We start from the raw sequence: 25,039 nt of genomic DNA, 5'->3' as shown, positions 1-25,039 counted from the left end.
ATCAAGCCGGTGCAGGATGCCATCGGCCAACTGCTCGCCGCGACCGCCAGCGCCAGCAATGCCCTCGGCCAGCATGCGTCCGCGCAGACCCGCAAACTGGTCGGCCATGTGCACAGCGCCGCGTTTCTGCTGTATGCCGGGCAGCCTATGACTCAAGTCAGGCTCTCGCTGACCGTGGGTGAGTACCTTAGCCTGCTCAACGAAGCCATGCAGGAGCGCACCGACGCGTTTCTCGGCCAACTCGACAAACAATTCCGCAAACCCGCCGGACGCAAAGTGCGGGCGATGGTGCTCAGCGGGGCGATTCACATCGCGGCGGGTAATCGCAGTCAGTTGATCGAAGTGATGGTGTGGACGCTGGAAAGTGCCGAGAGCCTGCAGGCGCGGTTACTGAAAATGCGCGACGGAGCGGCTGGGGGCGTGGGTGAGTTGGTGCGCAGTGTCGGGGTGGGAGGGCAAATCTTGCAGCGCGGTGCCGCGCAGGCGGTTGAAGGATTGAAAGTGAGTGCGTCAGCGGCGCGGAGTGTGGCAAGCGATGCATTTCGGGGGTTGCGCGATGCTGCGGGCAGCCCCAGCGGCCCTGGACTTCTGCTGGCGTTGGGGAGTATGTGGTTTCACCAGGATAGCTTGGGCAGGAACTTCGGAGCGCTGCAAAAGACCTCCCCAAATGATCCTGAAGCGCTGGCCGCGATTTGGTCTTCGACACTGGGGCTTTTAGGAGCAGGTATCGAGGCAACGGGGTTTGCAGTACAGCTGCTCAGGCCCGAGAAAACCCTGTCTGGAAGACCTCCCGCCATTTCACTGGGAGGCGCCCTTGCCAAATTCGGCGGAGCGATCGCCGCGTTTTCGGGAGCGATGGATACGTTTCAGTATGCGCATGCGGCGACCAGGGTAGGTGACAACGGGGATTCCATTTCCGCTCGGGTCTATATCGGTGCTAGCGCATCAGCTGGATTTTCTACAGTGCTTGGAGCTTACGCCGCAATATTCTCCAGTACGCTCTTTGGGCCTTTGGGAATTGCTATCGTTTTAGGTCTGACTGCATATGCTCTCGCTACATATGCAAAGCGCGCAGAATCGACTCCAACGGAGCTCTGGGCACGCCATTGTAAGTGGGGGTTAACGGAGGATTACAGACAATGGCGCGAGCCTAGCGAACTCGATGCTGCGATCGGTGCGCTCAACGCAGCAGTTCTCGGCATGAGCGCCAGCGTCTCAATAGACATCAAATTCGACAACTCACATCACATTCCGACTTCAGAAACTGGCGGAGCAATAATCAGTGATGGCACTGCGATCCCCGCACGCTTCGTACTTAACTACCACCTGCGCCTGCCCAGCTTTAGCAACGAAAACTCTCATTACGAGTGGAGCCTCAGCCTTTTCGAACCAGGCTCAAGTGATAAGCAAATAATTCTTTCTGGCGATAGCTCTCACACCGAAAAACTTATCACTACAGGCAAGTTTTCCTCAGTATTCGCGGAGCCCAACCTGAAAAACCCTGAAGCAAATCACGACACCAAAAATGGCACACTCAGAGTCTACAACTCGCATCCTTTGAAGGACGACCACTACATAACTGCACTTGTATTCACAGCCACCTACTGGCCCGACAAACATGACAGTTCAGCCATCGCGAAACTTGTGGTAATTGAGGACAAAATTAATGCCTCCTGGAGAGATATCTTATGACGCGCCCACTACTAAATCCTCCGTGTACGGGATGGAAGCAAGACCTTCCTACTCCTTATGACGCTCCAGTCATCGAAGCGTCGCTAGGAAACAAGACACCAAACCATCAAGACGATATTTATCTTGAGATACCACGACCGGCTCTTTCCGCACGGGGATTGATGTCTCTTTTCACACTACCTTGTGCATTGTTCACGCTTAGCATTCCAGGAATGATTTTAGATGCTTACCGCGAAAACGATAGTGTCTTCATGGTTATTGGCCCTCTTATGATCTTAATAAGTGCTTGGATGACGCTTTTTACACTCCGTGTCGACATCTCACCACCACGGGACGAACCCATCCGCTTCAACCGTGCCCGCCAAAAAATCTACGCCTACAACTTCAAACATAGATGGTGGAATCCTTTCGAAAAGTGGGAAGTGGTACCTGTAAGCTATGACTGGTCCCAAGTACGCGCCGAACGCTGGTCACAAGTCGGCGCACTCAATGGCGGAGTGATATTCAAATGGGGCGTCATGCTTTCCATCATTGAGCCAGCCACTAACAATGTCATCGACCGCTTCCGCCTCAGCACAATGTGTGCTGACGAATATCTATGGGCCTACGTGTGCACCTACATGCAGGAAGGCCCATCCGCACTCCCCCCGCCTGGCCCACCGAAAGACCATAACGACGTCCTCTGGTGCGAGGTTGCCTTACGCCTGGCTCCCAAAGTCACCTGGCCTCCGGAGATGGATCTTGAATCCACAACAGCGCCATGACCTCGTTCATGGCGTGCATAACCCGGAGAGCCTCAGTAATAAGCCCGCGGCTTCTCATCCGCCTTGTTCAACACCGCCCCAATCAAATTCGCGGTCGCCAAATGATGCAAGCAATCCTCAATATCCTTCTTGCTGTTCATCCCATTGGCTACCACCAACAGCACGCAATCAAACTTCGGCAACACCGTCAGCGCATCGTCGGAGCTCAACAACGGCGGCAAGTCGAAAATGCAGATGCGCGAGTCATATCGATCACGCAGGTCGCTGATCAGGCTGCTGACCTTGGGCGATGACAGCACCTCGGTGGACATGGGGACAGGCTCACGCGTCGGCAGCACGACAAAGCGCGGCAAGGTCGGGTTCACCATCACCTCTTCCAGCCACGCTTCGCCCTTGAGCAGATCGTTGAGGGCTTTGCCCATCGGCAAACCGAGGCTGCTGCCCACCCTGGGCCGGCGCAGATCGAAGTCGACCAGCAAGGCGGTCTTGGTGGTGTGGTGGGCGATGCTCATCGCCAGGTTCACGGCCAGGACGGTCTTGCCCGCTTCAGGGGTTGGCGAGGTGATCGCCAGCGTACGCCAGCCGTTTTCTTCCATCGTCTGCAGCACTTGTGTGCGCAGGAGGTCGATGGCGCCGCTCATGTTGGAGTTCTTGTTGTAGGAAACGATCCGGTTGCGTTCCAGGTGCTCGGCGCTCAGCGGCACGACCTTGGTCTGCACGTAATCGAACTGCCCCAGGGCTTCGGGCTTGTCCGCCATCAGCGGGGCCTTGGGGGTTTCGGCAGGGGTGGGAGAAACCTGGTGAATGTTCTTTCCAATAGCCGGCGTAATTCTGTCCATCGCTGCGCTTCCCTATTCAAACCGAGCCATAGCTTTAAACAGCAGGAGGTCCAGTGGCATGTAGAACACGTGGACGACCACCATCAGCATAGCAACCAGTACCAACCCGGCGATCACCAGCCAGGTGCGCCACTTGCGGCGCCTGGCGACATCCGCCTGGGTGGTGATGTAGGGCACTGCCACCAGCACGCGTTTGCCCAGCACGCTTTCCAGCGCACCCACGCCGCGTACCCGCTGGTTGAGCATTTCCAGCAACATCACCAGGCCGCCGCCAATGGCCGGTGCCAGCACCAGGCCCAGGGCGACGATTTTCTTGCGGTTGGGTTTGACGGGTTTCTCGGGCATCAGCGGCGGTTCGAGCAGCACGAAGCGTTCAGCCTTGTTTTCCTGCTCCAGGCTTTCGGTGATCTTGGCGCCCATTTCCTTGTTGCGGATTTCTTCGTACTTCTTGCGGGCGTTGTCGTGGTCGCGCATCAGGGTGACCAGGCCGCGCTCGACTTGCGGGGCTTCGAGGATGTCGGCCTCGTAGCCTTCCATCTTGGTGGTCAGCTGGCGTTTCTGTTCGGCCAGCGAGGCAATGCGCGACTGGGCTGCCGCCATCTTGGTGCGCACCCGGGCGGCATCGAGGTTCATGGCTGCAGCAGCAGCGATGCCCTTCTCGCCCGACGCCTGGAGCAGGTCGATCTTGCGTTTCACCGCCACCACATCGGGGTGCGCCGGGGTGTACTTGGTCAACAGTCGGGCGTACTCAGCCTTGAGGCTGGCCAGGTCTTGCGGCTGATCCGCCGCTGCTGGCCTGCCGCCAGCGGCCGGGCTGGGCACACCGGCATTGGCGGCCGACAGTTCCAGTTCGAGGTAGCGCAGCTCTTCCTGGGCAGACTTGTAGTCACGGTCGACTTCGCGGAATTCCAGCTCCGAACGCGACAGCATGCTCATGCGCAGCTGCTGGTTCTCGGGCAAGGCATTGGCATGTGCTTGCTTGAAGTCTGCGAGCTTGTTTTCCAGGTCGGCCAGTTCGGCGCCCAGCTTGTTCGCTTCCTGGGTGAGGAATTCGGTAGTTTCGGTTGCACGCTCGGTGCGCTGTTTCATGTTTTCGTTGAGGAACAGCGTCACCAGTTCGTCGGCCACTTCCTTGGCGACTTCGGCGCGCTTGTCTTCATAAGAAACCGTAAACGCCACCGTCGCTTCGCCGCGCCCTTTTACATAGGTGCTGAGGGTGGCCACGACGATCGCGTTACGCATCTGGTCGATCTTGTCGGTTTCGCTGAACTGCCGGCCCTTGTCGGCGAACAGGTTGTACTTGTCGATGATCTTCAGCAGGTTCTCGCGGGTCATCACGCGTTGGCGGATGACCTCGATGCGCTCATCGGCAAAGCTGTTGTTGTTGGCCGACACCAACTCCGGGGAGATCTGCTGCGACTCCACCAAGATGGTCCCGGTCGACTGATACAAGGGGGGCACCGTGACGGCGACCCCCACCGTTGCGGCAATCACGACCACGATGCTCACCCCCAGCAACAAGGCGCGGTCCTTGATGATGGCGATGTAATCTTTGAGGGAAAGCTCGTACTCGGATTTCATGGTGGCCACCCGTGCGAGAGTCAGATGTCGGGGTATCGGTACGTCAGTGTCAATCCAGCGATGGTCGCTTCAGCATCGGGCAAGCCATCTTGCTGGCGCTGCTTGTACATCAAAGACAGACGCAGGTCCCAGGCCGGCGAGAATGCGCGGCTGGCCCAGACGCCATAGGTCTGCAAGGTATTCGGTGACACGCCTTTGCTGTCCTGCCAGGAAGCATCGACGCCGACGCGGTCGACCTCGGTGACCAGATAGCTCCAGCTGCCGCGGACCATGTCGAGTTCGGCAAAGCCGCCCTCGGCACTGGCGACGGTGCTGCGCTCGGCGCTCAACGTAGCGTCGGCACGTACGCCACGGTAGAACAGCGACATGCCGCCTTCACCGCGCCGCCCGCCGCCAGAGCCGCTGGTCTTGTTGACGCCAATGTGCGCCTCGCCTTCGAAGCGTTCGGAGAACCGGTAACGCACGCCGATGTTCGGGCTGTAGCTGTTGGAGGCCACAGCGGTGGTGTCGTCCTGCGGCTCGTAGCGCCGGGCGTTGAAGCCGGTGATGATGTCGGTGCGCTCGTTCCAGGCGTAGGTCCAGGTCGATTTGTTGAACAGCTCGTCATAGCCGGTCAGCGAATCGATGTCATAGCGCGCATGGGAGTAAGTGAGCACGTTCGCCAAGGTGCTGCGCTCGGTGACCGCACTGGTCCAGTTGCCCTCCAGCGTGGTCATCTTCTGGGTGCCGTCGGTGGTGACCACACCGGTGTCCTGCACAGCACCGGACAGCGTGGAGCTTTCTTCATAGCGGGCCAGCAGGCCAAAGCCGCCGGTCTCGGTCTCACGCTGCCAACCCAGGCTTACCTTGGGGTCTTCGCGGTCATCGACGATCGAGCGGTCGGATGAGCGCAACAGGTTCATGCCCAGGCCGAAGCGCAACTGGTCGCGGTCGAACTGACCGGTGAGGGTGTAGTCGGGCGCAATGATGGTACGCGTCACACCTTTCTCCTCGGACGTCAGGAGCAATGGGTTGCTGTCGTACTCGACAGACGTGGGCACCACGACTGAAGACTGCCAAATGGCGGCGTGAACCACCCCCGCGAACGGCATCATCATGATCGCCGTCGCAACATGTGTTGGTCGAAAGATAGGCACTAGGAATTCTTATTTATTGGATGGGTCAAGGTACGACCAGCGTGTCGCCAGCCTGGAGTTGGAAGTTGGTGGACATGTCGCGCCCAGAAACCAGATCCTTGTAGCGCACCGGCATGACCTTTTGTCCGCGGATCACTTTGATGGCACTTTCGTCAGCGAATTTGTCCATTCCGCCCGACATGCTCAGCGCCTGAAGCACCGCCGTAGGGCCTGCCATGGGGACCGGGCCGGGTTTGATGACCTTGCCTTGCACGTAGACGATATTGCCGGTCGGTGCCAGCACCACGACACTGACGTTGGGCTCGGTGAGGAAATTCTTGAGTTTGCTGGCGACCTTGTCGGCGGCTGTCGTGGTATCGAGACCGGCCACATCGACGCGGCCTGCCAAGGGGAAAGTAATGCTGCCGTCAGGCAGGACGGTGGTTTCCTGGCGAAGGGTGTCTTCCTGCCACACCGAAATCAGTACCCGGTCGCCGGGGCTGAGCAGGTACGAAGGACTGGAAGAGTCGGCGACACTAGCACCAGACCACGCTACGAGTACGCAGAGGATGGAAATCAGCAAACGCGCCATGAGGGGTCCCTCCGGCCTTGCGGCCCAGGTTCAAGAGCACTGAATGAGAACAACACTAAACCTCTCGCTCCGCTTCGCAGCCGTTACACCTGCTGCGTTGGCCTCGAGCATCCTGGAGGCCTTTACCGCGATGCCGCTTCGCCTGTCACGGTCAATTTGAGCCTTTGGCGCCAGCCACTGGAATATAGCAATAGCTGGAAAATTGACAAGCGACTGCGCCCCCTTCGACGCAAATATCCCTTATTAAGCGTCAAATCACTGGCAGAACGGTAAATACGATCAAACTTTTATTGGCCCCCGCCAGAAAGCTAGATTTTCTTTCTGTTGGCCACTGCAACAAAGCCGATAACTGCAAATGCAAACAACCAACCGGCAGTCGCCAATGGAACAATATTGGTCTGACTCATATAAGAATCAGCCGCACGCGCCGCACCACTCAACAGCACCAACAGGAAAATCGATTTGATGAACAGTGTCGAGCGCATGGTCCCCTCCTACGAAGAGGAAAGTGTGAAAAAGGTCTGGGGCGGAAGAATGTATCGCTGTTGGTTGGAGCTTATGGGCACGGTGCCATTACGTCAACGATCCGGCACCATAATAAATATCAATCGACCCGTGCCCTTCTCGTCAATATCTCGACATGCAGAATATGCGAGGTCATATTACCCTTAAGATAGCCCTGCAAAGGTCTGATATTGCTGACAAATAGGTTTTTCACATAATGCCGTGCATACCCTCGTTTTTTCACGTGACGAGGGTGCGCAGCGGCAGGAAAGTGTTTCATCGGAGAGAAAAGCTGAGAATCATTGCGCTTAGCGTCACGCTTATGACGGGAAAAGATCAAGGGTGCGTTCGACTTCATCGATGTCGATAGTGAAGCCATCGCCTTCCGGCATGCCCACCACAAAGCCGAAATGCTGGTGATCGCGGTCGGTCAGGTATTTGTAGTAGCTGACGAAGCGGTTCGGTGGCTGCAATGCCATCACAGCGCCCCCCGAGCGCAGCACATTGACGCCGTGCACCAGTTGACTGCCCTCCACGCCGATGACCGTCCTTGCCCCTGCGCAGGCCGCAACGATGGTCGGCACGTCGCACTTGAGCGGATTGATCACACGAAAGCCGCGCTGCGTGCGCAGATGCTCGGCAACCTCCAGCTCGTTACGCATCAGACGCAGGTCACCATCACCGCCACGCAGGATGAACACACCCGGGTGCTCGCTGTGCTCCACATGCGACAGCAACTTGTCGCCCATGCCCCGATAGCGCTGGTGGCGGCTGCGGTTGTTACTCACATCATCGAACAGCACCAGTTCCTTGAAATAAGCGCTGCTCACCCGTAACGGTTGCATCGCTAACCAATCTTCATAAGCCGGCGCCTGGGTAAAAAGCGGATACCGTGCCGACGGCGCAGTTGTAACCGGGACGCCCTCGTTGCAGGCCAACGCATAAGTCGGGCAATCCTCCATCAACCAGGTGCCGAACCAAGTGTTGCCATTTTGCGTGCAATAAGCAGCCCCTCGTTCGATTTCATATTCCACCTTAACCCGTGGAAATCGACTGGGTTTCAACGACAGCCAGTGGCTGGCATTGCCCTTGTAGAGCGCTCCGTCGACCATCCACACATCCTTGATCAGGTAGCCGCGCGTGGGCCCCTGCTGCGCGCTGATGCCGCCCTCCATGGTTCGCGCAGGGTGCACGTAGGGATAGAATCGCTTGGCCTCCCAGCCGGAGACCCGCTCCAGTTGACCGGGCAGGAAGAAGGCCGGGGGAGAAAGGGTCTGTTCACCGGGGGCGATGTCCCAGGTTTTAACTGCAAGGCTTTTTATATCGATATCGGCTTTACGCAGGAGCCGTTTTCTAAGCATGTTCCTGTAGGCGGACAGCGTCCAGGTATGCTCGTTGGCGATCAATGATGCGCTGAACTTGGATATATCGCTTCCCATCGGAAGGCCCCTATTAAAGACACTGTCAATAACATGGCAAATGAATGTTACTTAGCTGGACACCACTCGTTCCATCGCGGGCGGGGATTTCAAGGTGGCATAACGCTCGCGCAAGTTTGCCAAAAACAACTCACCCGAACTTTTGGCGCCGTACAGGTAAATCTTGTGCAGGCCACCAAACACCATTTCGTGATAACGGCTGGCAAGTTCTTCATCACTGGAGCCTTCGGGCAAACCGAGGTGCAGCGTCAACTTGTTGCCCTCTACCGCAAACAGCGGCGTGTCCCAGAGGAACTGCGCAACCCCTGTCCTGGGCAAGCGGATGAACATATAGGCGTGGTTACCAAGCGAATCGACGTCGCCCCCACGCCGCCGCTTCCACTTGAGCAACCCGTCATCGGGGCGCGCCAGGCACAAGCCAATGTCGTAATAGTCGTAGCCATTGGCCAATGCCCACTCCAGCGCCATGAAGGTGGTGATCGAGTTCACTTCACGCAACTTCTTGGCGTCGGAGAATACCGCTTCGCAGTAGCCGAAACGCAGCGTGCTCCAATAGCGCTTGCCCGCGCGGGTGATTTCGCAGCCGAGGTGACAGGCGACCACCTCGCCATTGAGGGTGATCAGATCCAGTCGCCCTACCCCCTTCGCCAGGCGGAAGACATCTTCAGTAGGAAATTGCGCCGCATGGATGCCCTGCCTGGCCGTGGCGTAGGGGCGTAGCAGGTCGCGGTCGGCCATGGCGATTTCGTCGTCCGACAGCGTCTGCCGCATTTCATACAGCGGACGGTTCTTGCGGATACTGCGGCGCAGTTCACTGTCGTAGCGGGCGGTAATGTCGTCCAGCGAGCGCCCCAATGGCACCACCGCGCTCAGGTAATGAGGGACGGACAGCGTTCCCGGAGTGGGCAGTTCACTGACCACTACCCGGTTCGCAGTGCTGCCCCCTGCTTCGGCCTCAGCTTCCGTGCCTGGCTGCTGCCCTTTGCCGCCAATCAGCAGCTTGGCCATTTCCCGCTGCTGCTTTCTGCCGATGTACAGAATCTCGTAGGGGCTTTCCTGTTGCAGCTTGAACCTGGCGACTTCCCACCGCCAGAGACAGGCGCGCCCCAGTCCATCGCGTAACACATTTGAAACGTTTCGCAGTTCGTAGCGCATGGAGGGGGAGATGAATTTTCGGGCTATCGCTGCCAGGTGCTGTTTCATGTCTTCTTCGACGTCCTTGGATGTTGCCCATTGGCTTGATCGGAAAGAGTATCGGTAAAGCGCAGACAACCCACTTAACGCATTGATATATATAAATATATGCTGATCTGGCGTTCAAACATTCAGTAACAATTTAAGATGCAAGGGCGCGACTTGGCAAGCGGCCAATTGATATCACGCCCTTCTATTTCATGGCGCCAAAGAATGTGTAATTACCACGCACAAGCGCGACTGGCATCTATCGAGAAGTGACTAGCTCTCGACGTTGCCGCCAGCCTTGGCCCGGGCGGGTGGGCTGGCCAGCCAGCGCGCCAGTTCAGGCGCCGGCATCGGCCGCCCCATCAGGTAGCCCTGCCCCTGGTCGCAGCCTGCATTGCGCAGGAAGTCGTACTGGGCCTGGGTTTCGATCCCTTCAGCCGTGATCCGATAACCCAACGCATGGCCGAGGTCGATAATCGCCCGGGCGATGGCCACGGCATCGTCGTCATCCGGCAAGTCCTTGATGAACGCCCGGTCGATCTTCAGGTGATCGATCGGCAAGGCGCGCAGGTAGGCCAGCGACGAATACCCCGTACCAAAGTCATCGACAGCGGTCGCCACGCCCATGGCCTGCAGTTGTGCCAACGCAGCACAGGCCTGCTGTTGGCTTTCCATCAGCAGGCTTTCGGTGATTTCCACCTCCAGCAGGCTTGGCGACAGGTCGTGCCGCTCAAGTGCCACGGCCAGGCTCGACACATAATCGCTGCGTTCGATCTGCAGCGCTGCAACGTTGATCGCCAGCGGGCCCGGCAGGCAATCGTCGGCGCGCCAGGCTGCCAGTTGCGCGCAGGCCAGATCCAGCACCCGCTCGCCCAGTGGAATGATCATACCGGTGCGCTCGGCCAGTGGAATGAACTCACCCGGCGAGACCAGGCCATGTTCGGGATCGCGCCAGCGCAGTAGCGCCTCGACGCCCTCCAGCTGGCCACTGAACAAGTCGACCTTGGGTTGGTACCACAGCTCGAACTCGTTGTTCTGCAGGGCCCGGCGCAGGTTGCGCTCAAGCTCCAGGCGCTGATGAAGGCGCGCCGTCATGTCAGGGTGGTAGGGCCGCCAGGTGTTGCGCCCTCCCTCTTTGGCGGCATACATCGCGGTGTCGGCGTGGCGCAGCAGGCTGCCAACGTCCTCGCCATGTTGCGGGCACCAGGCCAGGCCGATACTGCCGGTGACCAGTGCGGCATTGCCGTTGAGGTCGAAAGGCCGCTGCAGGCAGCGCAGCAGGTGGCGCACCTGATGATTGATCTGGCCCTGGGTGCCCTGCAGCATGAACACGAATTCATCCCCACTCAGGCGGCACAATCGGTCCGCAGCGTCCAGTTCCTGCAAGAAGCGGGCGGTGGCCTGCTGCAACAGCAAGTCGCCCATGGCGTGCCCCAGGCTGTCATTGACCTGCTTGAAGCCGTCGATATCCAGCATCAGCACTGCCAGGCCATGCCCCGCGTGGGTCGCCTCGGCCAATTGCTGTTGGAACAGCACACGGTTGGGCAGCCCGGTAATGGTGTCGTAGTGCGCCAGGCGTTCGAGCTGGGCTTGCGAGCGCTGCAGCTCACGGTTGCGCTGTTCCACCTGGAGTTGCTTACGATTGACCTGTGCCACGAACAGGCTGATCAGGCCGGTGCAGATCAGCGCAAACCAGAACAGCGGCGAGGCGAACAGGCCCGCCGCCTGATGCGCTTGCTGACGTTGCGCGTCCAGGTGCCCAAGCGCCACCGACAAGCCGATGCCGGCTGCGGCAAATGCCACCGGCAGCAAGCGCTGGAGGGTCTGGCGAAGGGTGCCGGTAGCCGGCTTCTGCTCTTCGGAATACGGGGAATTTGTCGGGATCATAAGCCTGCGGACGCACTCGGTTGTTTCTGTATCGGCGCAGCTTCGGCAATGTTGAGCCAGACTGGTGTTTTTCTTCAGCCAGGTGCATGCTCCAGGCTGAAGCGTTTCACCTAGCCCAATACGTGAGGTGCAGTACCCATGGACCGTTTGCTCGATTCGCTGTTTCCTGCCGCCGAGAACATCCCCGAGGCCTGGCGCCTGGGTGACCCCCTTGAGCAACGCGATTACCTGGTGAATGGTGAACTGCGACGCTGGGACGGCCCGCTGGCCACGGTGCGAAGCCCGGTGTGGCTCAAGGAAGGCGACAGCGAGCAGCAAGTCATTCTCGGCAGCGCCCCGCTGCTGGATGCCGACACCGCCCTGACTGCGCTGGATGCCGCCGTGCAGGCCTATGACAAGGGCCGCGGCATGTGGCCAAACATGCGCGTGGCCGAACGCATCCAGCATGTCGAAACCTTCCTGGCGCGCATGCGCGAGCAGCGCCAGGCCGTGGTCAAGCTGCTGATGTGGGAGATCGGCAAGAACCTCAAGGACTCGGAAAAGGAGTTCGACCGCACCTGTGACTACATCGTCGATACCATCAACGCGCTCAAGGACCTCGACCGCCGCTCCAGCCGTTTCGAACTGGAGCAAGGCACGCTTGGCCAGATCCGCCGCGCGCCATTGGGCGTAGCGCTGTGCATGGGGCCTTACAACTACCCCCTCAACGAAACCTTCACCACGCTGATCCCGGCGCTGATCATGGGCAACACCGTGGTGTTCAAGCCCGCCAAGTTCGGCGTGCTGCTCATCCGCCCATTGCTCGAAGCCTTCCGCGACAGCTTCCCGGCGGGGGTGATCAACGTCATTTATGGCCGGGGCCGTGAGACGGTCAGCGCCCTGATGGCCAGCGGCAAGGTCGATGTATTCGCCTTCATAGGCACGCACAAGGCCGCCAGCGACCTTAAGAAACTGCACCCTCGCCCACATCGCCTGCGCGCCGCGCTGGGGCTGGACGCCAAGAACCCTGGTATCGTGCTGCCCCAGGTGGACCTGGACAACGCCGTCGAAGAGGCGGTAACCGGTGCACTGTCGTTCAACGGCCAGCGCTGCACCGCGCTGAAGATCCTCTTCGTCCATGAGGACGTGGTCGAGCCATTCCTCGACAAGTTCAAGCGCAAGCTCGCAGCTTTGAAACCGGGCATGCCGTGGGAGCCGGGCGTAGCGCTGACGCCGCTGCCTGAACAGGGCAAGGTCGACTACCTTGACGGCCTGGTGGCCGATGCCACGGCCAAGGGCGCACGCGTGCTCAACGAAGGTGGCGGCCAGAGCCGTGGCTCATTCTTCTACCCCGCCCTGCTCTACCCAGTCAGCAGCGACATGCGCGTGTACCACGAGGAACAGTTCGGCCCCGTGGTACCGGTGGTGCCTTACCGCGACCTGCAGACCGTGATCGACTACGTGCTCGATTCCGACTACGGCCAGCAATTGAGCCTGTTCGGCAACGACCCGCAGACCATTGGCAGCCTGGTCGACATCTTCGCCAACCAGGTCGGCCGCATCAACCTCAACGCCCAGTGCCAGCGCGGACCGGATACCTACCCGTTCAATGGCCGCAAGAACAGTGCCGAAGGTACGCTGTCGGTGCATGACGCCCTGCGCGTGTTCTCCATACGCACCCTGGTGGCGACGCGCTTCCAGGAAGCCAACAAGGAGCTGATCAGCGAGATCATTCGCAATCGCCAGTCGAGTTTCCTGACCACCGATTACATCTTCTGATCGCCAATCGATCTAGCAGACGTGTCGATCTTCTCCAATGCTAAACGACTCTATGCAACAGGGGCCCGATCGAGCCCCTTTGCATCCACGTCAAAGGAGATTCGAACATGGCAGCCAAACCCATCCCAGAAGGCCAGCACAGCATCACGCCTTATCTGGCCATGCAGAATGCCGACAAGGCCATCGAGTTTTACAAGCAGGCCTTCGGTGCTATCGAAATGTTCCGCCTCGATGGCCCGGACGGCCGGGTCGGCCATGCCGAATTGAGAATCGGCGACTCGTCGTTGATGCTCGCCGATCCTTGCGACATGGAAGGCGGCCTGACCGCTGCACAAAAGCTCAACGGTGCAGCAGTTGGCTTGCACCTGTACGTCGAGGACTGCGACAAGGTGTACGCACAGGCCATCGCCGCTGGCGCCACTCAATTACATGAGGTCAAGGACCAGTTCTACGGCGACCGCAGCGGCACACTGAAAGACCCATTCGGCAACATGTGGTTCGTTTCTACCCACAAGGAGGACCTCAGCCCCGAAGAAATCCGCGACCGTGCGGCCAAAATGTTCGGTGGCAGCTGAACGACACGTTGAAAGCGGCGCGGCTTTGCTTGAAGCTTGTGGCTCGTAGCTTGGAGCTGCTCAATGCGAATCATCGACAAAACCGCCGCGCAGGTGCGCAGCCTGACCCCGGCCGAAGAGGAACTGCTGCAGGCATTCGCCAACGGCAGCCTCGTCGGCCCCCGCCTGCTGCAGGCCAACCAGCTGCTGATGAAAGTGCGCAGCGCCAACCAGTGGCTGGCCTGCGACTGCCGCAAGGATGCCCTGCCGGTGCTCAATGTCACCCTCAACGGCAGCACCGGTACACTGTTTCTCAAGAACAATCCCGGCACCGCCGAACATGCGCCGGGCTGCCCGTTCACCAAGGACGAACGCGAGGCCGCCGAACGTGAGCAAGACCCTGCCCCGCCTGCCGCCTGGCTGGCGCCCGACACCGCACTGCGCCTGCTTGGCGACTTCCGCCAGGCTAGCGACGGCACTGGCACCGTGGGTGATGGTAGTGACCGCCGTGATCAGCAGCGCCTGCTCTCGCTGCTGCTGACCTGGATCGAAACCAGTGGCCTGAACCTTTATGCCACGCACCTGAAAAAAGACCTCACCAGCCAGTTCGCCGAACTGCGCAGCGTCGCCAGTCGTTACCCTCTAGTGGAGCGTGTGCCCGCCAGCAACTACCTGGAAACCCGGCTGGACATGAAGCACATGATGATGCTCAAGGCCCGCCTGCGCGAGGCCACGGTGTTTGGCAGCCACCGCCGCCATGGCCTGCTGCTGGACTGCGTCGACCAGATCAAGGGCCGCAAGCTGTTCAACAACCGCAGTGAGGATGGCTTCGATTTTCAGGGGCATCATCTTTACTGGGGCGGAAGCCGGGCGTCCGGTCCGCTATTGGCACTGGTCCTGTATTCGCCGACCACGGCAGGCAGCCACTTTTATGAGCTTATCCATGTGGCCAGCGTACCCGTGTTGTCACGTTCGCACCTGTTTCCCGTTTACCGCGACGAAGAGCGTGAACCGCTCAAGGCACTGGTGTCGTTGATAGACTGGATGGCCAGCAAGGGCGTGAAAGTGCAGATGCGCAGGCCGGTGATCGGTGGGCAGGTGATGGATGAGCTGGTGCTGACATCGGACCAGGACCGGGTGCTGTCGGTCTCGTTGCTGGAGCAACCAGTGGGGCCGGAGCCGGATGCCGAGAATTTCAAGCGGTATGCCGACTTCAAGAGCCTGGAGACGTTTCGCAAGTTTGTCGCCGGGTTCTTCATGCGCGAGCGCTGAAGACTGTGTTGCCCGTTTCGCGGATGAATCCGCTCCTACAGGCACGGCGCTGTACCTGTAGGAGCGGATTCATCCGCGAAGAGGCCGCCGCAATCACCCCAAAAACAGCTTGTACGCCGGGTTATCAGTCTCATCCCAATACCGATACCCCATCTCATCCAGCGCCTGCCCCAACCCCGCCTGTTCCTCACCCGGCAACTCCAACGCCGCAAACACCCGTGCGTCCGCCGCGCCGTGGTTGCGGTAATGGAACAGGCTGATGTTCCAGCGCTTGCCCAACCGCTCAAGGAAGCCCAGCAACGCCCCCGGCCGCTCCGGGAACTCGAATCGCAGCACCCGCTCATCTGCGCCCGGTGCCGCATGCCCGCCCACGGTGTGGCGCACATGCAGCTTGGCCAGCTCGTTGTCGGTCAGGTCGAGCACGCTGTAGCCCTGCTCGGCGAGGTTGGCCAGCAGCTTTTCGCGCGGATCATGCAGCGGATGCGTCTGCACCCCCACGAACAACCGCGCTTCCCTGCCTGGGTAATAGCGGTAGTTGAACTCGGTGATCTGGCGCTTGCCCAGCGCCTGGCAGAAGGCGCGGAAGCTGCCGGGCTGTTCGGGGATGGTCACGGCGATGATCGCCTCGCGCTGCTCACCCAGCTCGGCGCGCTCGGCGACATGGCGCAGGCGGTCGAAGTTGACGTTGGCACCGGAATCGATGGCCACCAGGGTCTGGCCCTGCACGCCTTCACGAGCCACGTATTTCTTGATCCCGGCCACGGCCAGCGCGCCGGAAGGCTCGGTGATCGAACGGGTATCGTCGTAGATATCCTTGATCGCCGCACACAGTTCGTCGCTGCTGACCGTTATCACCTCATCTACGAAATGCCGGCACAGCTCGAAACAATGAGCACCGACCTGGGCCACCGCGACGCCGTCGGCGAAGGTGCCCACCTGCGGCAGGATCACCCGCTCGCCAGCGGCCATGGCGGCCTGCAGGCAATTGGAGTCTTCCGGTTCTACTCCGATCACCTTCACCTCAGGGCGCAGGTACTTCACATACGCGGCGATGCCCGCCACCAGCCCGCCACCACCGACCGGCACGAAGATCGCGTCGAGTTGGCCTGGTTGTTGGCGGAGGATCTCCATGCCAACGGTGCCCTGCCCGGCGATCACGTCCTGATCATCGAAGGGTGGCACGAAGGTTGCGCCCTCGCTGTCTGCAAGCTTGAGCGCATGGGCCAGGGCATGGGGGAAGCTTTCACCCTGCAGCACCACATGACCGCCCCGCGAACGCACACCTTCGACCTTCAACGAAGGTGTGGTGGTTGGCATGACTATCGTTGCCTTCAAGCCCAGATGCGACGCCGCCAGGGCCACACCTTGGGCGTGGTTGCCCGCTGATGCGGTGATCACCCCACGCTCGCGCTGGGCTGTGGTCAAGCGCGACAGCCGCGTGTAGGCACCGCGGATCTTGAACGAGAACGTGGGCTGCAGGTCTTCGCGCTTGAGCAGCACCTGATTGCCCAGGCTGGCAGACAGTGCAGGCGCCGCTTGCAGCGGCGTCTCGATGGCCAGGTCGTACACCGGCGCGGACAAGATGCGCCGCACCTGCTCCGACAGCAGCTGCTGCGGGCTGAGCGGGGTACGTGGGTTGACGTTGAGGCTGGTCATCGAATGCAACTCCTTGGCTGTTGTTCACGTTGCCCAGGAGTCAGAGATTGAAAACCCGCCTCCAGGGCGGGTTAGGTGCACGTACGCGCTAGCCCGCCAAACTGATGATGGCGGTAATAATAATGGCGTTCACGTGCGGGAAGGTGTTCATGGGGTGGGAACTTATCCCGCCGCGCGCAGGCCTGTCAACACTTGGCCTGTTGCGCCGAGAGCGGCACATCGAAGACCTTGTCGAAGCCCCACTGGAACACGAAGGCATACACGAAGAAGAACACGAACAGCGCCAGGTTGGTGAGCAGCGCCGCCCACAGGCTGACATCCAGCCAGTACGCCACCAGTGGCAGCAGGATGACCACCAGCCCGCCTTCGAAGCCGAGCGCGTGCAACAGCCGGCGCATGAAGGTGCGCTCGCGTTTGGGCTGTCGCGCTTCCCAACGCTCGAACACCCAGTTGTAACCCATGTTCCAGCTCATGGCGATGCCCGACATCAGCACCGACAGCACGGTCGATTGCGCCATGCCGGCGCCGAACGCCAGTTCCAGCGCAGGCGCCACGCAGGCCACGGCGATGGCTTCGTAGAGAATGGCCTGGACGATCTTGCGTGCCTTGCCTTGCATGTTCAGATCCCTCTCGAAAAGGCCTACCAAATTACAAGAAGCAGCCTGCAAGAAAAAGTCTGAAATACATTTTTGACTGACCATTCAGTCAAGAATAACTAGCATAAACGTTTCCGCACCACCCCATTCCCCTGGCACCCGGCCGCGTGACGGCCTGACCCGACCTCGCCTTCATTCGCTCAGCGCATGCCGCTGACCGCGAACGGCCGTGCATTGGACAACCCCGCAGCTGACTGCTTGTATCTATCCATTGCAAGTGGCGCGAAGTCGTACACCTACGTCCAGGGAATCGTACGAGGAACAAGACGATGGCTAACACCGTCATGATGGTATTCGGTACCCGCCCAGAAGCGATCAAGATGGCCCCCCTGGCCAGGGTCCTGCGCGAGTGGCCCGACATCGACCTGCATATCTGCTCCACCGGCCAGCACCGCGAGATGCTCGGGCAGGTGCTCACCGCGTTTGGGCTGAGCGTCGATCAGGACCTCAAGGTGATGACCCAGAACCAGACCCTCAACGGGCTGGCCCGCGACCTGTTGGACAAGATCGACAAGGCCTATGAACAGGTCAAACCGGATATCGTACTGGTCCATGGCGACACCACCACCAGCTTCATTGCCGCCCTTGCCGCGTTCCACCGGCATATCCCCATCGGCCACGTCGAAGCCGGGCTGCGCACCGGCAACCTGCAGCAGCCCTGGCCCGAGGAAGCCAACCGGCGCCTCACCGGGGTAATTGCCGACCTGCATTTCGCCCCCACTACCAAGTCCCGCGACAACCTGCTGCGCGAAGGTGTACCGCTGGAGCACATCGAGGTCACCGGCAACACCGTCATCGACGCCTTGCTGTGGATGCGCGAATACCTCGCCACCACCGCCTGGCACCCCGCTGCCGACTCCCCGCTGCACAACCTGCGTGATGACCAGCGCATGGTGCTGATAACCGGCCACCGTCGGGAGAACTTCGGTGCCGGTTTCGAGCGCATTTGCCTGGCGTTGGCCGAGCTGGCCTTGCGTTATCCCGAGGTGCAGTTCGTCTACCCGGTGCACCTCAACCCGCAGGTGCAAAAAGCGGTCTACGGCCTGCTGTCGGGGCGCGACAACATTCACCTGGTGGCGCCACAGGACTACCAGCACTTCGTCTGGCTGATGAACCGCGCCCACATCATCCTCACCGACTCCGGTGGCGTGCAGGAAGAAGCCCCGGCGCTGGGCAAGCCGGTACTGGTGCTGCGCAAGGTCACCGAGCGCCCATCGGTGCTGGAGGGCGGCACGGTCAAGCTGGTCGGCACCCAGGCCGAGCGCATCGTCAAGGAAACCAGCCAACTGCTGGAAGACGAGGCCGCTTACCAGCGCATGGCCCGCGTCTTCACCCCATTTGGTGACGGCCACGCCAGCGAGATCATCGCCGAACGCCTGAGCCGCTGGTTCGAGGCAACCTCCAATCAACGGGAAGACGCATGAGCCTGGCTTTCATCGATTTCCTCACCTATGTGCTGTTCGGCCTCAAGATCCTGGCCATCATCCTCGCCACATTGATGTTCCTGCTCGGCCTCGATGACCTGTTCATCGACCTGTGCTACTGGTGCCGCAAGCTGATCCGGCGTTTTCGCATCTACGACAAGTACGAGCGGGCCGACGAGAAACGCCTGTTCGAAGTACCGGAAAAACCCCTGGCGATCATGGTCCCAGCCTGGAATGAAGTAGGCGTGGTCGGCGAAATGGCGCGCCTGGCGGCCTCCACCATCGACTACGAAAACTACCAGATCTTCGTCGGCACCTACCCCAACGACCCGCAGACCCAGGCCGACGTCGATGCCGTGTGCCTGCACTACCCCAACGTGCACAAGGTGGTTTGCGCCCGCCCCGGCCCGACCAGCAAGGCCGACTGCCTGAACAACATCATCGATGCCATCCTGCGCTTCCAGGACGACGCGCGCATCGAGTTCGCCGGCTTCATCCTGCATGACGCCGAAGACGTGATTTCGCCCATGGAACTGCGCCTGTTCAACTACCTGTTGCCGGCCAAGGACATGATCCAGATCCCGGTCTACCCCTATGCGCCGGAATGGAAAGGCTTCACCGCCGGGCACTACGTGGACGAGTTTGCGGAAAACCACGGCAAGGACGTGATCGTGCGCGAGGCCCTTACGGGCCAGGTGCCCAGCGCCGGGGTCGGCACCTGCTTCAGCCGCCGCGCCATCAGCGCCCTGCTCGAAGACGGCGACGGCATCGCCTTCGATGTGCAGAGCCTCACCGAAGACTACGACATTGGTTTTCGCCTGAAACAGAAAGGCATGAAATGCATCTTCGCCCGCTACTCCGTCACCGACCCGGCCCTGGCGCTCAAGCACGAATGGCGCCCTGGCATGAGCCGCGAGTTCTCTCAGGTGATTTGCGTGCGCGAGCATTTCCCGCGGGACTGGCAGCATGCTATCCGGCAGAAGTCGCGGTGGATCGTCGGTATCGTGTTCCAGGGCACCAGCAACCTTGGCTGGAGCCGCACGGGCGCGCTCAATTACTTCCTCTGGCGTGATCGTCGAGGCTTGTTCGCCTACCTGCTCAGCTTCCTGGTCAACCTGTTGTTCCTGGTGTTGCTGGCGATGTGGCTGGTGACGGTGGTCGCGCCGGAGTCCTGGCGTTTCATGTCGATCCTCAGCGACAGCTGGTGGCTCACCACGCTGCTTTGGCTCAACGGCCTGATGCTGATCAACCGCCTGTTCCAGCGCGGCTGGTTCGTGACCCGCTATTACGGCATCGGCGAAGGGCTGCTGTCGGCGCCGCGAATGATGTGGAGCAATTTCGTCAACTTCTTCGCCAATTTGCGCGCCTTGCGCCAGGTCATGGAGATGGGTGATTCGCGCCGTGTCGCCTGGGACAAGACCACCCACGAGTTCCCCGCCCTGGCCTCCCCTGCCCGCACACCCCTGGGCCACCGCCTGGTGGAAAAAGGCTACATCACCGAATTACAGCTGGAGCAGGCGATCACCAGCCCGGTGCGCCGACGCCTGGGCCGTGAGCTGCTGTTGCGCGGCTGGCTGACCAGCGAACAGCTGGTGCAGACCCTGGCCGAGCAGCTCGACATGCCCTGGGCACCGCTCAACCCGTTCAAGCTTGACGCACACCTGATCGCGCAACTGCCGCGCCGCTTGGCGACGCACTATGGCGTGCTGCCAGTGGCCGAAGACGGCGACACCTTGCTGCTGGCCAGCGAAAGCCCGGTCAGCCAAGTCTCGCTGGGAGTGATCAGCCGCCAGCTCAAGCGCCCGGTCAAATGCCGACTGGCGCCCCAGGGCCGGGTCACCCTGGGCCTGCGCTATCACTACCCCAGCCCCTGGCAGCACGAGGAGACCCGGCAGATGCTGGAGGTGCTGGAAAAACATCAGGACAACGCCGAACTGATCGAGCAGGTCAGCACCCACCAGGTCATGCTCGGGGCCTTGCTGCAGGTACGCGGCATGGTTCCGGTGACCCTGTTCAACCAGGCATTGATCGACTTCGACCCGGAGCAGCAGAGCCTGGGCGAACACCTGATCGCACGCGGCATCATCACCGAGCACGTGCTGCAGCAGGCGCTCGACGAACAGGCCAGCGAACAGCAGGCCGCCTTTGACCTGATCAGGGAGGTGGCATGAAGCCGCGTTTTACCCTTACGTTTACCGGCCTGCTGCTGTGCTACACCGCCCTGCCCGCCCTGGCCGCGCCGATGACTGATTTTCAGCGCTTCACCAGCTATCCATTCATGGAGCGCAGCTACCGCGAAGCGAAAAAGGACAACTGGGCCGAGGTCGAGCGCCTGACCCGCCATGTGCTGGGGCGCGTGCCGAACAATGACGAGGCCCGCGCGCTGCTGGTCGAGGCGTTGGCCCATCAGCGCCGCTACAAGGACGCTGAAGCAGTAGCAGAGCAACTCGACGGCGGCCCCGAATATGCCGATGCCCTGCTTGAATTGCGCCTGACCTGGATCGAACAGGACCCACCCTCCGCCACTCAGGTGGAGGGCTGGATGGCCACGGCTGACAGCATGCACCGAGTACGCCTGTGGCAGGCATACAGCTTGAGCCTGGCCAAGTTCGGCGGGGCCGGCAAGGCCCTCGAATGGCTCAACCAACTGCCGCCCCGCGACGATGGCCAGGTGCTGCGTCTGGCCCGAGCCAACTTTGCCGAGCAACTGCGCAACTGGAAAGAAACCATCGAACAGCTGCAACCCTTGGCCGACAAAGGCCAGTTGCCGGCCCAGGACTGGCAGCGCCTGGCCAATGCCTACGTGCAACAGGTCGATGAAAAGGGGCTGACTAAACTGCTGGAGAGCGCCCCCTCGCCCGAGATCGCCAACCAGACCCGGCTGGCGATGGCCAACCGCGCCATCGCCGTTGGCCATAACGAGCAGGCCCAGCGCTGGCTGCAAACCTTGCCTGCCGAGCAACTGCAAGACCCCGCACTGCGCCAACAGCTTTGGGAACTGGCCCGTGAAGGCGACGATGCGCCCTTGGTGCGGCGCCTTAGCAACGAATTGCAGCGTCCGTGCCTGGACACGGTCGACTGGCTGTCACGCCACGACCCGGATGTCGCCCGCGAGCAGTTCAAGGACTGCCAGGCCAGTGCCGATGCCCGTGCCTATGCAGTACTCAAGCAGCGCCTGTATGGCGACCCCGCACCAGCGCCACAACCGCGCACCGCAGCTGAATGGGAGCAGCGTTACCGGCAGAGCGGTGATCTGGCAGCCCTCGAACAAGCCAGCTTCCTGCTGTTGCAGCAAGGCCACAGCGACCGCGCACGAACGCTGCTGGAGCAGGCCTACGACCGCCGCCAGGGGCGCCTGACGCCCTCGCTGCTGCAGCGTCTGGGCAATCTCTATGCACGCAACGACGGTCCGCTGGACACGCGGCGCATGCTCAACCTGGTCCCCAGGGTCGATGCCAACACCCGCGCCCAGTTGCTCGGCCGTCTTGCCGAGGCCGGCGAGTGTGACGCCGTGCGCCAGGCCATTCCGGCAAACCCCACCGAGGCCGGGCAGTACCGCGCCTTAGGCCGCTGCGCCATGCCTGACCAACCCGGTGAAGCGGTGGTCTATTACCAGGCCGCCGAGCGCCTGGGCGACAGCGGCAATCGCCTGCCATTGGCCTACGCGCTGGAAGCCGCCGGTGATTCCGAAACGGCCCTGCCCATCTGGCGCGATTTGCCGGCCAGCGCCTGGACCGACAATGCCCGCCTGACCGCCGCCGCGGGTGCATTGAACGCAGGCGAGCCGCAAACCGCTCGTCGATACTGGGATGCTGCCGCGCACAACAGCGCCGACGACTGGGCGCTCGGCGCCGCGATCGCGCAACGCCAGGGCGACCCGCAGGCGGCTTTGGGCTTCCAGCGCCAAGCGTTGGCCCACAACCCGCGTGCCGACCACTACTACGCGGCTGCCAGCACCGCGCAGCTGGCCGGCGACAACGCCCAGAGCACCGCCTGGCTGGCCGAAGCAGTACGCCTGGCGCCCAACCAGCCACGCTACCGCGCCGACTACGGCATGCGCCTGGCCGGCTCGCCAGACAAAAGCCAGCGGCGGCAGTCGATCCCCTATCTGGAGCAGGCTACCCGCGACTTCCCTGAAGATTATCGCCTTGGCGAAACCCTCGCTGTGCGCTACGACGAAGCCGAAGACAGCGCCTCGGCCCGCCGCGAACTGCGCCGGATCCTCGATGTTGAAGAGAACCTGGTCGACGCCGACGACGAATACGGCAGCCTCGAAGCGCGCAAGTATCGCCAGCGTCGTGCCCACGAAACCTTGTCACGCCGCGACAGCATCACCCTGGCCAGCACCTGGTCACCAGCGGGTACCTCGACCAACGACAAGTTCCTCGACAACGGCGAACGCAGCGGCAGTTCCCGCCGGGCGCAATCGCAGAACGTGCAGTTGGCCATGTGGGACCACGCGCTGGGTGAAGAACCCAGCCGCAACGGCAGCACCCTGTCGGTCTACGGCCGGGTGCTGTTCGGTGGCCAGAGCCGCACGGATTACGCGCAAAGCATCGGCACCGGCGTCGGCCTGCGCTACAAACCGCTCGGCCAGGCCAACCTCAACCTGTATGCCGAGCTGTATCACCAGCGGCAGATCGATACGGAGCACTACAACGGCCTGAGCCTGGGCGAACTGCTGAGTCCGAGTAAGGTTGGCGGCAACTGGGGCGACCTGCGCAACAACGCCGAGTCGAGCAATGACCTGCTGCTGCGCGCCACGGCTTCGTTCCTCGACCAGGGTGCCTGGCGCAATGACTGGCGGGTCGACGAAGACGACTGGAACGAGCGCTTTCTCTACCTCGACGCGGCCTGGTGGACCCGTGCCGGCGACCATGCCTGGCTGTCGCGCTACCAGCAAGGTCATGCCTGGAAGCTCCCTGGCAGTTCGCCGCAGACCCTGATGCCATACGGATTCCTCGAATTTTCCAGCCAGGATCCGAGCAACGACTGGCGCCAGGATGCCCGCGCCGGTGTCGGCGTGCGCTGGCAATGGTGGTTCGACGACGATCGCTACAACGCCTATCGCGGCACGCTGAAAGTACGCGCCGAGTATCAGCAGTCGTTGGGTGGCAACCTCTACGAACGCGCCAACGGTGTGCTGGTTGGCGCGGAGATGACCTTCTGATGCGTACCTTCCTGGCAATCTGCATGCTCGCCCTGTGCCTGCCGGCGCTGGCCGACCAACGCCTGTTCTACCAGCCGCTGAACCGCGATGCCGATGTCAGCCCCGCCCAGTGGCAGCAGCTGTGGCGCGCCACTGCGGCGCAGGGCGGCAAAACCCTGATCGTGCAATGGAGCGCCTATGGCGACAGCGATTTCGGCGGCGCCCAGGGCTGGCTGGCCAACAGCTTGCGCGAAGCGCGTGCTCAGGGGCTGGAGCTAGTGCTCGGGCTTTATATGGACCCGGCTTACTACAAGCGCATCGAGGAACTCGATGGCGATGGCCTGAGCAGCTATTGGAAGGCCCAGCTGGGACGCTCGTTGAGCCAATACCAGCAGTTGCGCAAGGACTGGAACATCGAGGTGGAGGGGTGGTACTTGCCAATGGAATTGGACGACCTGCACTTTCGTGACGTCGCCCGACGCGAGGCGTTGTACAGCCGGTTGCAGGCCTTCAACCGGCAGTTGGACAAACCGCTGCACATCAGCGCGTTCAGTGCTGGCAAGCTGGCGCCACGGGTCAATGCCGCGTGGTTGGATCAACTGGCGGGGCTGGGCTTGACTGTGTGGTGGCAGGACGGTGCGGGGACAGGGCGATTGCCAGCGATGGTGCGCCAGCGTTACGAGCAAGCCTTGCCGTGCCGGGTGGGTGTGGTGCGTGAGGCGTTTCGCCAGGTGAGTGGGTCGGGGGAGGCATTTCGGGCGCAGGGGACCAAACCGAGGCTGACTGGTGGATGCCATGTCGAAGCGGTGTTCGCTCTTCGGTATCGGCCTTGGGCTCGCGGGATACTGTCGCAGAATTAAGTCGCCTGCTCCGGCCTCTTCGCGGGGCAAGCCCGCTCCCACAGGTTCTGCGAACGCCACGGAACCTGTGGGAGCGGGCTTGCCCCGCGAAGAAGCCGCAGCAGCCATGCATTCC

The 25,039-nt window shown here is 61.3% G+C and carries 18 protein-coding genes and 1 pseudogene; 9 read left to right on the top strand and 10 right to left on the bottom strand.

Annotated features, from left to right (window positions below; all coding sequences use genetic code 11):
- Both ACIPZF_RS18695 and ACIPZF_RS18690 read left to right on the top strand, forming a co-directional pair.
- Positions 1–1,692, top strand: a pseudogene (locus ACIPZF_RS18695) (hypothetical protein); the annotation flags it as partial.
- Positions 1,689–2,456, top strand: coding sequence for a DUF6708 domain-containing protein (locus ACIPZF_RS18690; RefSeq protein WP_400801946.1), 768 nt, complete (start codon positions 1,689–1,691; stop codon positions 2,454–2,456). The pseudogene ACIPZF_RS18695 and the gene ACIPZF_RS18690, both read left to right, overlap by 4 nt.
- Before the next feature lie 32 nt (positions 2,457–2,488).
- Here ACIPZF_RS18690 and ACIPZF_RS18685 read toward each other — a convergent pair whose 3' ends face one another.
- The 8 genes from ACIPZF_RS18685 to ACIPZF_RS18650 form a co-directional block, all read right to left on the bottom strand.
- A complete protein-coding gene (locus tag ACIPZF_RS18685; RefSeq protein ID WP_400801945.1) occupies positions 2,489–3,295 on the bottom strand; it encodes a CpsD/CapB family tyrosine-protein kinase in 807 nt (268 codons plus the stop codon).
- 12 nt (positions 3,296–3,307) lie between these two features.
- Positions 3,308–4,876 carry a GumC family protein gene (locus ACIPZF_RS18680; RefSeq protein ID WP_400801943.1) on the bottom strand — a complete coding sequence of 523 codons (1,569 nt, stop codon included), beginning with the start codon at positions 4,874–4,876 and terminating at the stop codon, positions 3,308–3,310.
- Between the two features lie 20 nt (positions 4,877–4,896).
- A complete protein-coding gene (locus ACIPZF_RS18675) occupies positions 4,897–5,967 on the bottom strand; it encodes a hypothetical protein (protein WP_400801958.1) in 1,071 nt (356 codons plus the stop codon).
- A 70-nt stretch (positions 5,968–6,037) separates the two neighbouring features.
- Positions 6,038–6,583: a polysaccharide biosynthesis/export family protein gene (locus tag ACIPZF_RS18670; RefSeq protein WP_400801941.1), complete on the bottom strand. Its 546-nt coding sequence runs from the start codon at positions 6,581–6,583 to the stop codon at positions 6,038–6,040.
- Positions 6,584–6,891: 308 nt separating this feature from the next.
- Positions 6,892–7,068, bottom strand: coding sequence for an EPS-associated small membrane protein EppA (gene eppA, locus ACIPZF_RS18665; protein ID WP_167060926.1), 177 nt, complete (start codon positions 7,066–7,068; stop codon positions 6,892–6,894).
- Between the two features lie 339 nt (positions 7,069–7,407).
- Positions 7,408–8,526 carry a glycosyltransferase family 61 protein gene (locus tag ACIPZF_RS18660; RefSeq protein ID WP_400801939.1) on the bottom strand — a complete coding sequence of 373 codons (1,119 nt, stop codon included), beginning with the start codon at positions 8,524–8,526 and terminating at the stop codon, positions 7,408–7,410.
- 51 nt (positions 8,527–8,577) lie between these two features.
- On the bottom strand, positions 8,578–9,729 hold the full coding sequence (locus ACIPZF_RS18655; protein ID WP_400801957.1) for a hypothetical protein: 1,152 nt from the start codon (positions 9,727–9,729) through the stop codon (positions 8,578–8,580).
- A 252-nt stretch (positions 9,730–9,981) separates the two neighbouring features.
- Entirely contained in the window at positions 9,982–11,595 is a 1,614-nt protein-coding gene (locus tag ACIPZF_RS18650) for a putative bifunctional diguanylate cyclase/phosphodiesterase (RefSeq protein WP_400801937.1), read from the bottom strand.
- Between the two features lie 138 nt (positions 11,596–11,733).
- Here ACIPZF_RS18650 and ACIPZF_RS18645 point away from each other — a divergent pair, with 138 nt between their 5' ends.
- From ACIPZF_RS18645 to ACIPZF_RS18635, 3 genes are all read left to right on the top strand, one after another.
- Positions 11,734–13,353 carry an NADP-dependent glyceraldehyde-3-phosphate dehydrogenase gene (locus ACIPZF_RS18645; RefSeq protein ID WP_400801935.1) on the top strand — a complete coding sequence of 540 codons (1,620 nt, stop codon included), beginning with the start codon at positions 11,734–11,736 and terminating at the stop codon, positions 13,351–13,353.
- Between the two features lie 107 nt (positions 13,354–13,460).
- Complete coding sequence (locus ACIPZF_RS18640) at positions 13,461–13,928, top strand: VOC family protein (RefSeq protein WP_400801933.1); 468 nt, start codon at positions 13,461–13,463, stop codon at positions 13,926–13,928.
- A 63-nt stretch (positions 13,929–13,991) separates the two neighbouring features.
- A complete protein-coding gene (locus tag ACIPZF_RS18635) occupies positions 13,992–15,179 on the top strand; it encodes a hypothetical protein (protein ID WP_400801931.1) in 1,188 nt (395 codons plus the stop codon).
- 93 nt (positions 15,180–15,272) lie between these two features.
- On the opposite strand, the gene ilvA is transcribed toward ACIPZF_RS18635, so the two are convergent.
- Both ilvA and ACIPZF_RS18625 read right to left on the bottom strand, forming a co-directional pair.
- Entirely contained in the window at positions 15,273–16,835 is a 1,563-nt protein-coding gene (gene ilvA, locus ACIPZF_RS18630) for a threonine ammonia-lyase, biosynthetic (protein ID WP_400801929.1), read from the bottom strand.
- A 185-nt stretch (positions 16,836–17,020) separates the two neighbouring features.
- Positions 17,021–17,452 carry a PACE efflux transporter gene (locus ACIPZF_RS18625; RefSeq protein WP_400801927.1) on the bottom strand — a complete coding sequence of 144 codons (432 nt, stop codon included), beginning with the start codon at positions 17,450–17,452 and terminating at the stop codon, positions 17,021–17,023.
- A gap of 308 nt (positions 17,453–17,760) precedes the next feature.
- Here ACIPZF_RS18625 and wecB point away from each other — a divergent pair, with 308 nt between their 5' ends.
- From wecB to ACIPZF_RS18605, 4 genes are read left to right on the top strand one after another with little or no spacing between them, the layout of a single operon-like run.
- Positions 17,761–18,915 carry a non-hydrolyzing UDP-N-acetylglucosamine 2-epimerase gene (gene wecB / locus ACIPZF_RS18620; protein ID WP_400801926.1) on the top strand — a complete coding sequence of 385 codons (1,155 nt, stop codon included), beginning with the start codon at positions 17,761–17,763 and terminating at the stop codon, positions 18,913–18,915.
- A complete protein-coding gene (nrfB, locus tag ACIPZF_RS18615) occupies positions 18,912–21,086 on the top strand; it encodes a cyclic di-3',5'-guanylate-activated glycosyltransferase NrfB (protein WP_400801924.1) in 2,175 nt (724 codons plus the stop codon). Before wecB ends, nrfB begins: the two co-directional genes overlap by 4 nt.
- Entirely contained in the window at positions 21,083–24,085 is a 3,003-nt protein-coding gene (locus ACIPZF_RS18610; protein ID WP_400801922.1) for a phage receptor, read from the top strand. Before nrfB ends, ACIPZF_RS18610 begins: the two co-directional genes overlap by 4 nt.
- Positions 24,085–24,924 (top strand): DUF4434 family protein, encoded by an 840-nt coding sequence (locus ACIPZF_RS18605; RefSeq protein ID WP_400801920.1) that lies wholly within the window; start codon positions 24,085–24,087, stop codon positions 24,922–24,924. The genes ACIPZF_RS18610 and ACIPZF_RS18605 overlap by 1 nt, the downstream gene beginning before the upstream one ends.
- Positions 24,925–25,039 lie beyond the last annotated feature (115 nt).

Origin of the sequence: Pseudomonas sp. NPDC089752, assembly GCF_044748725.1 — a bacterium.
GTDB lineage: Bacteria > Pseudomonadota > Gammaproteobacteria > Pseudomonadales > Pseudomonadaceae > Aquipseudomonas.
The sequence above is the reverse complement of the archived record's forward strand: the minus strand, read 5'-3'. Positions and strand labels throughout refer to the sequence as shown.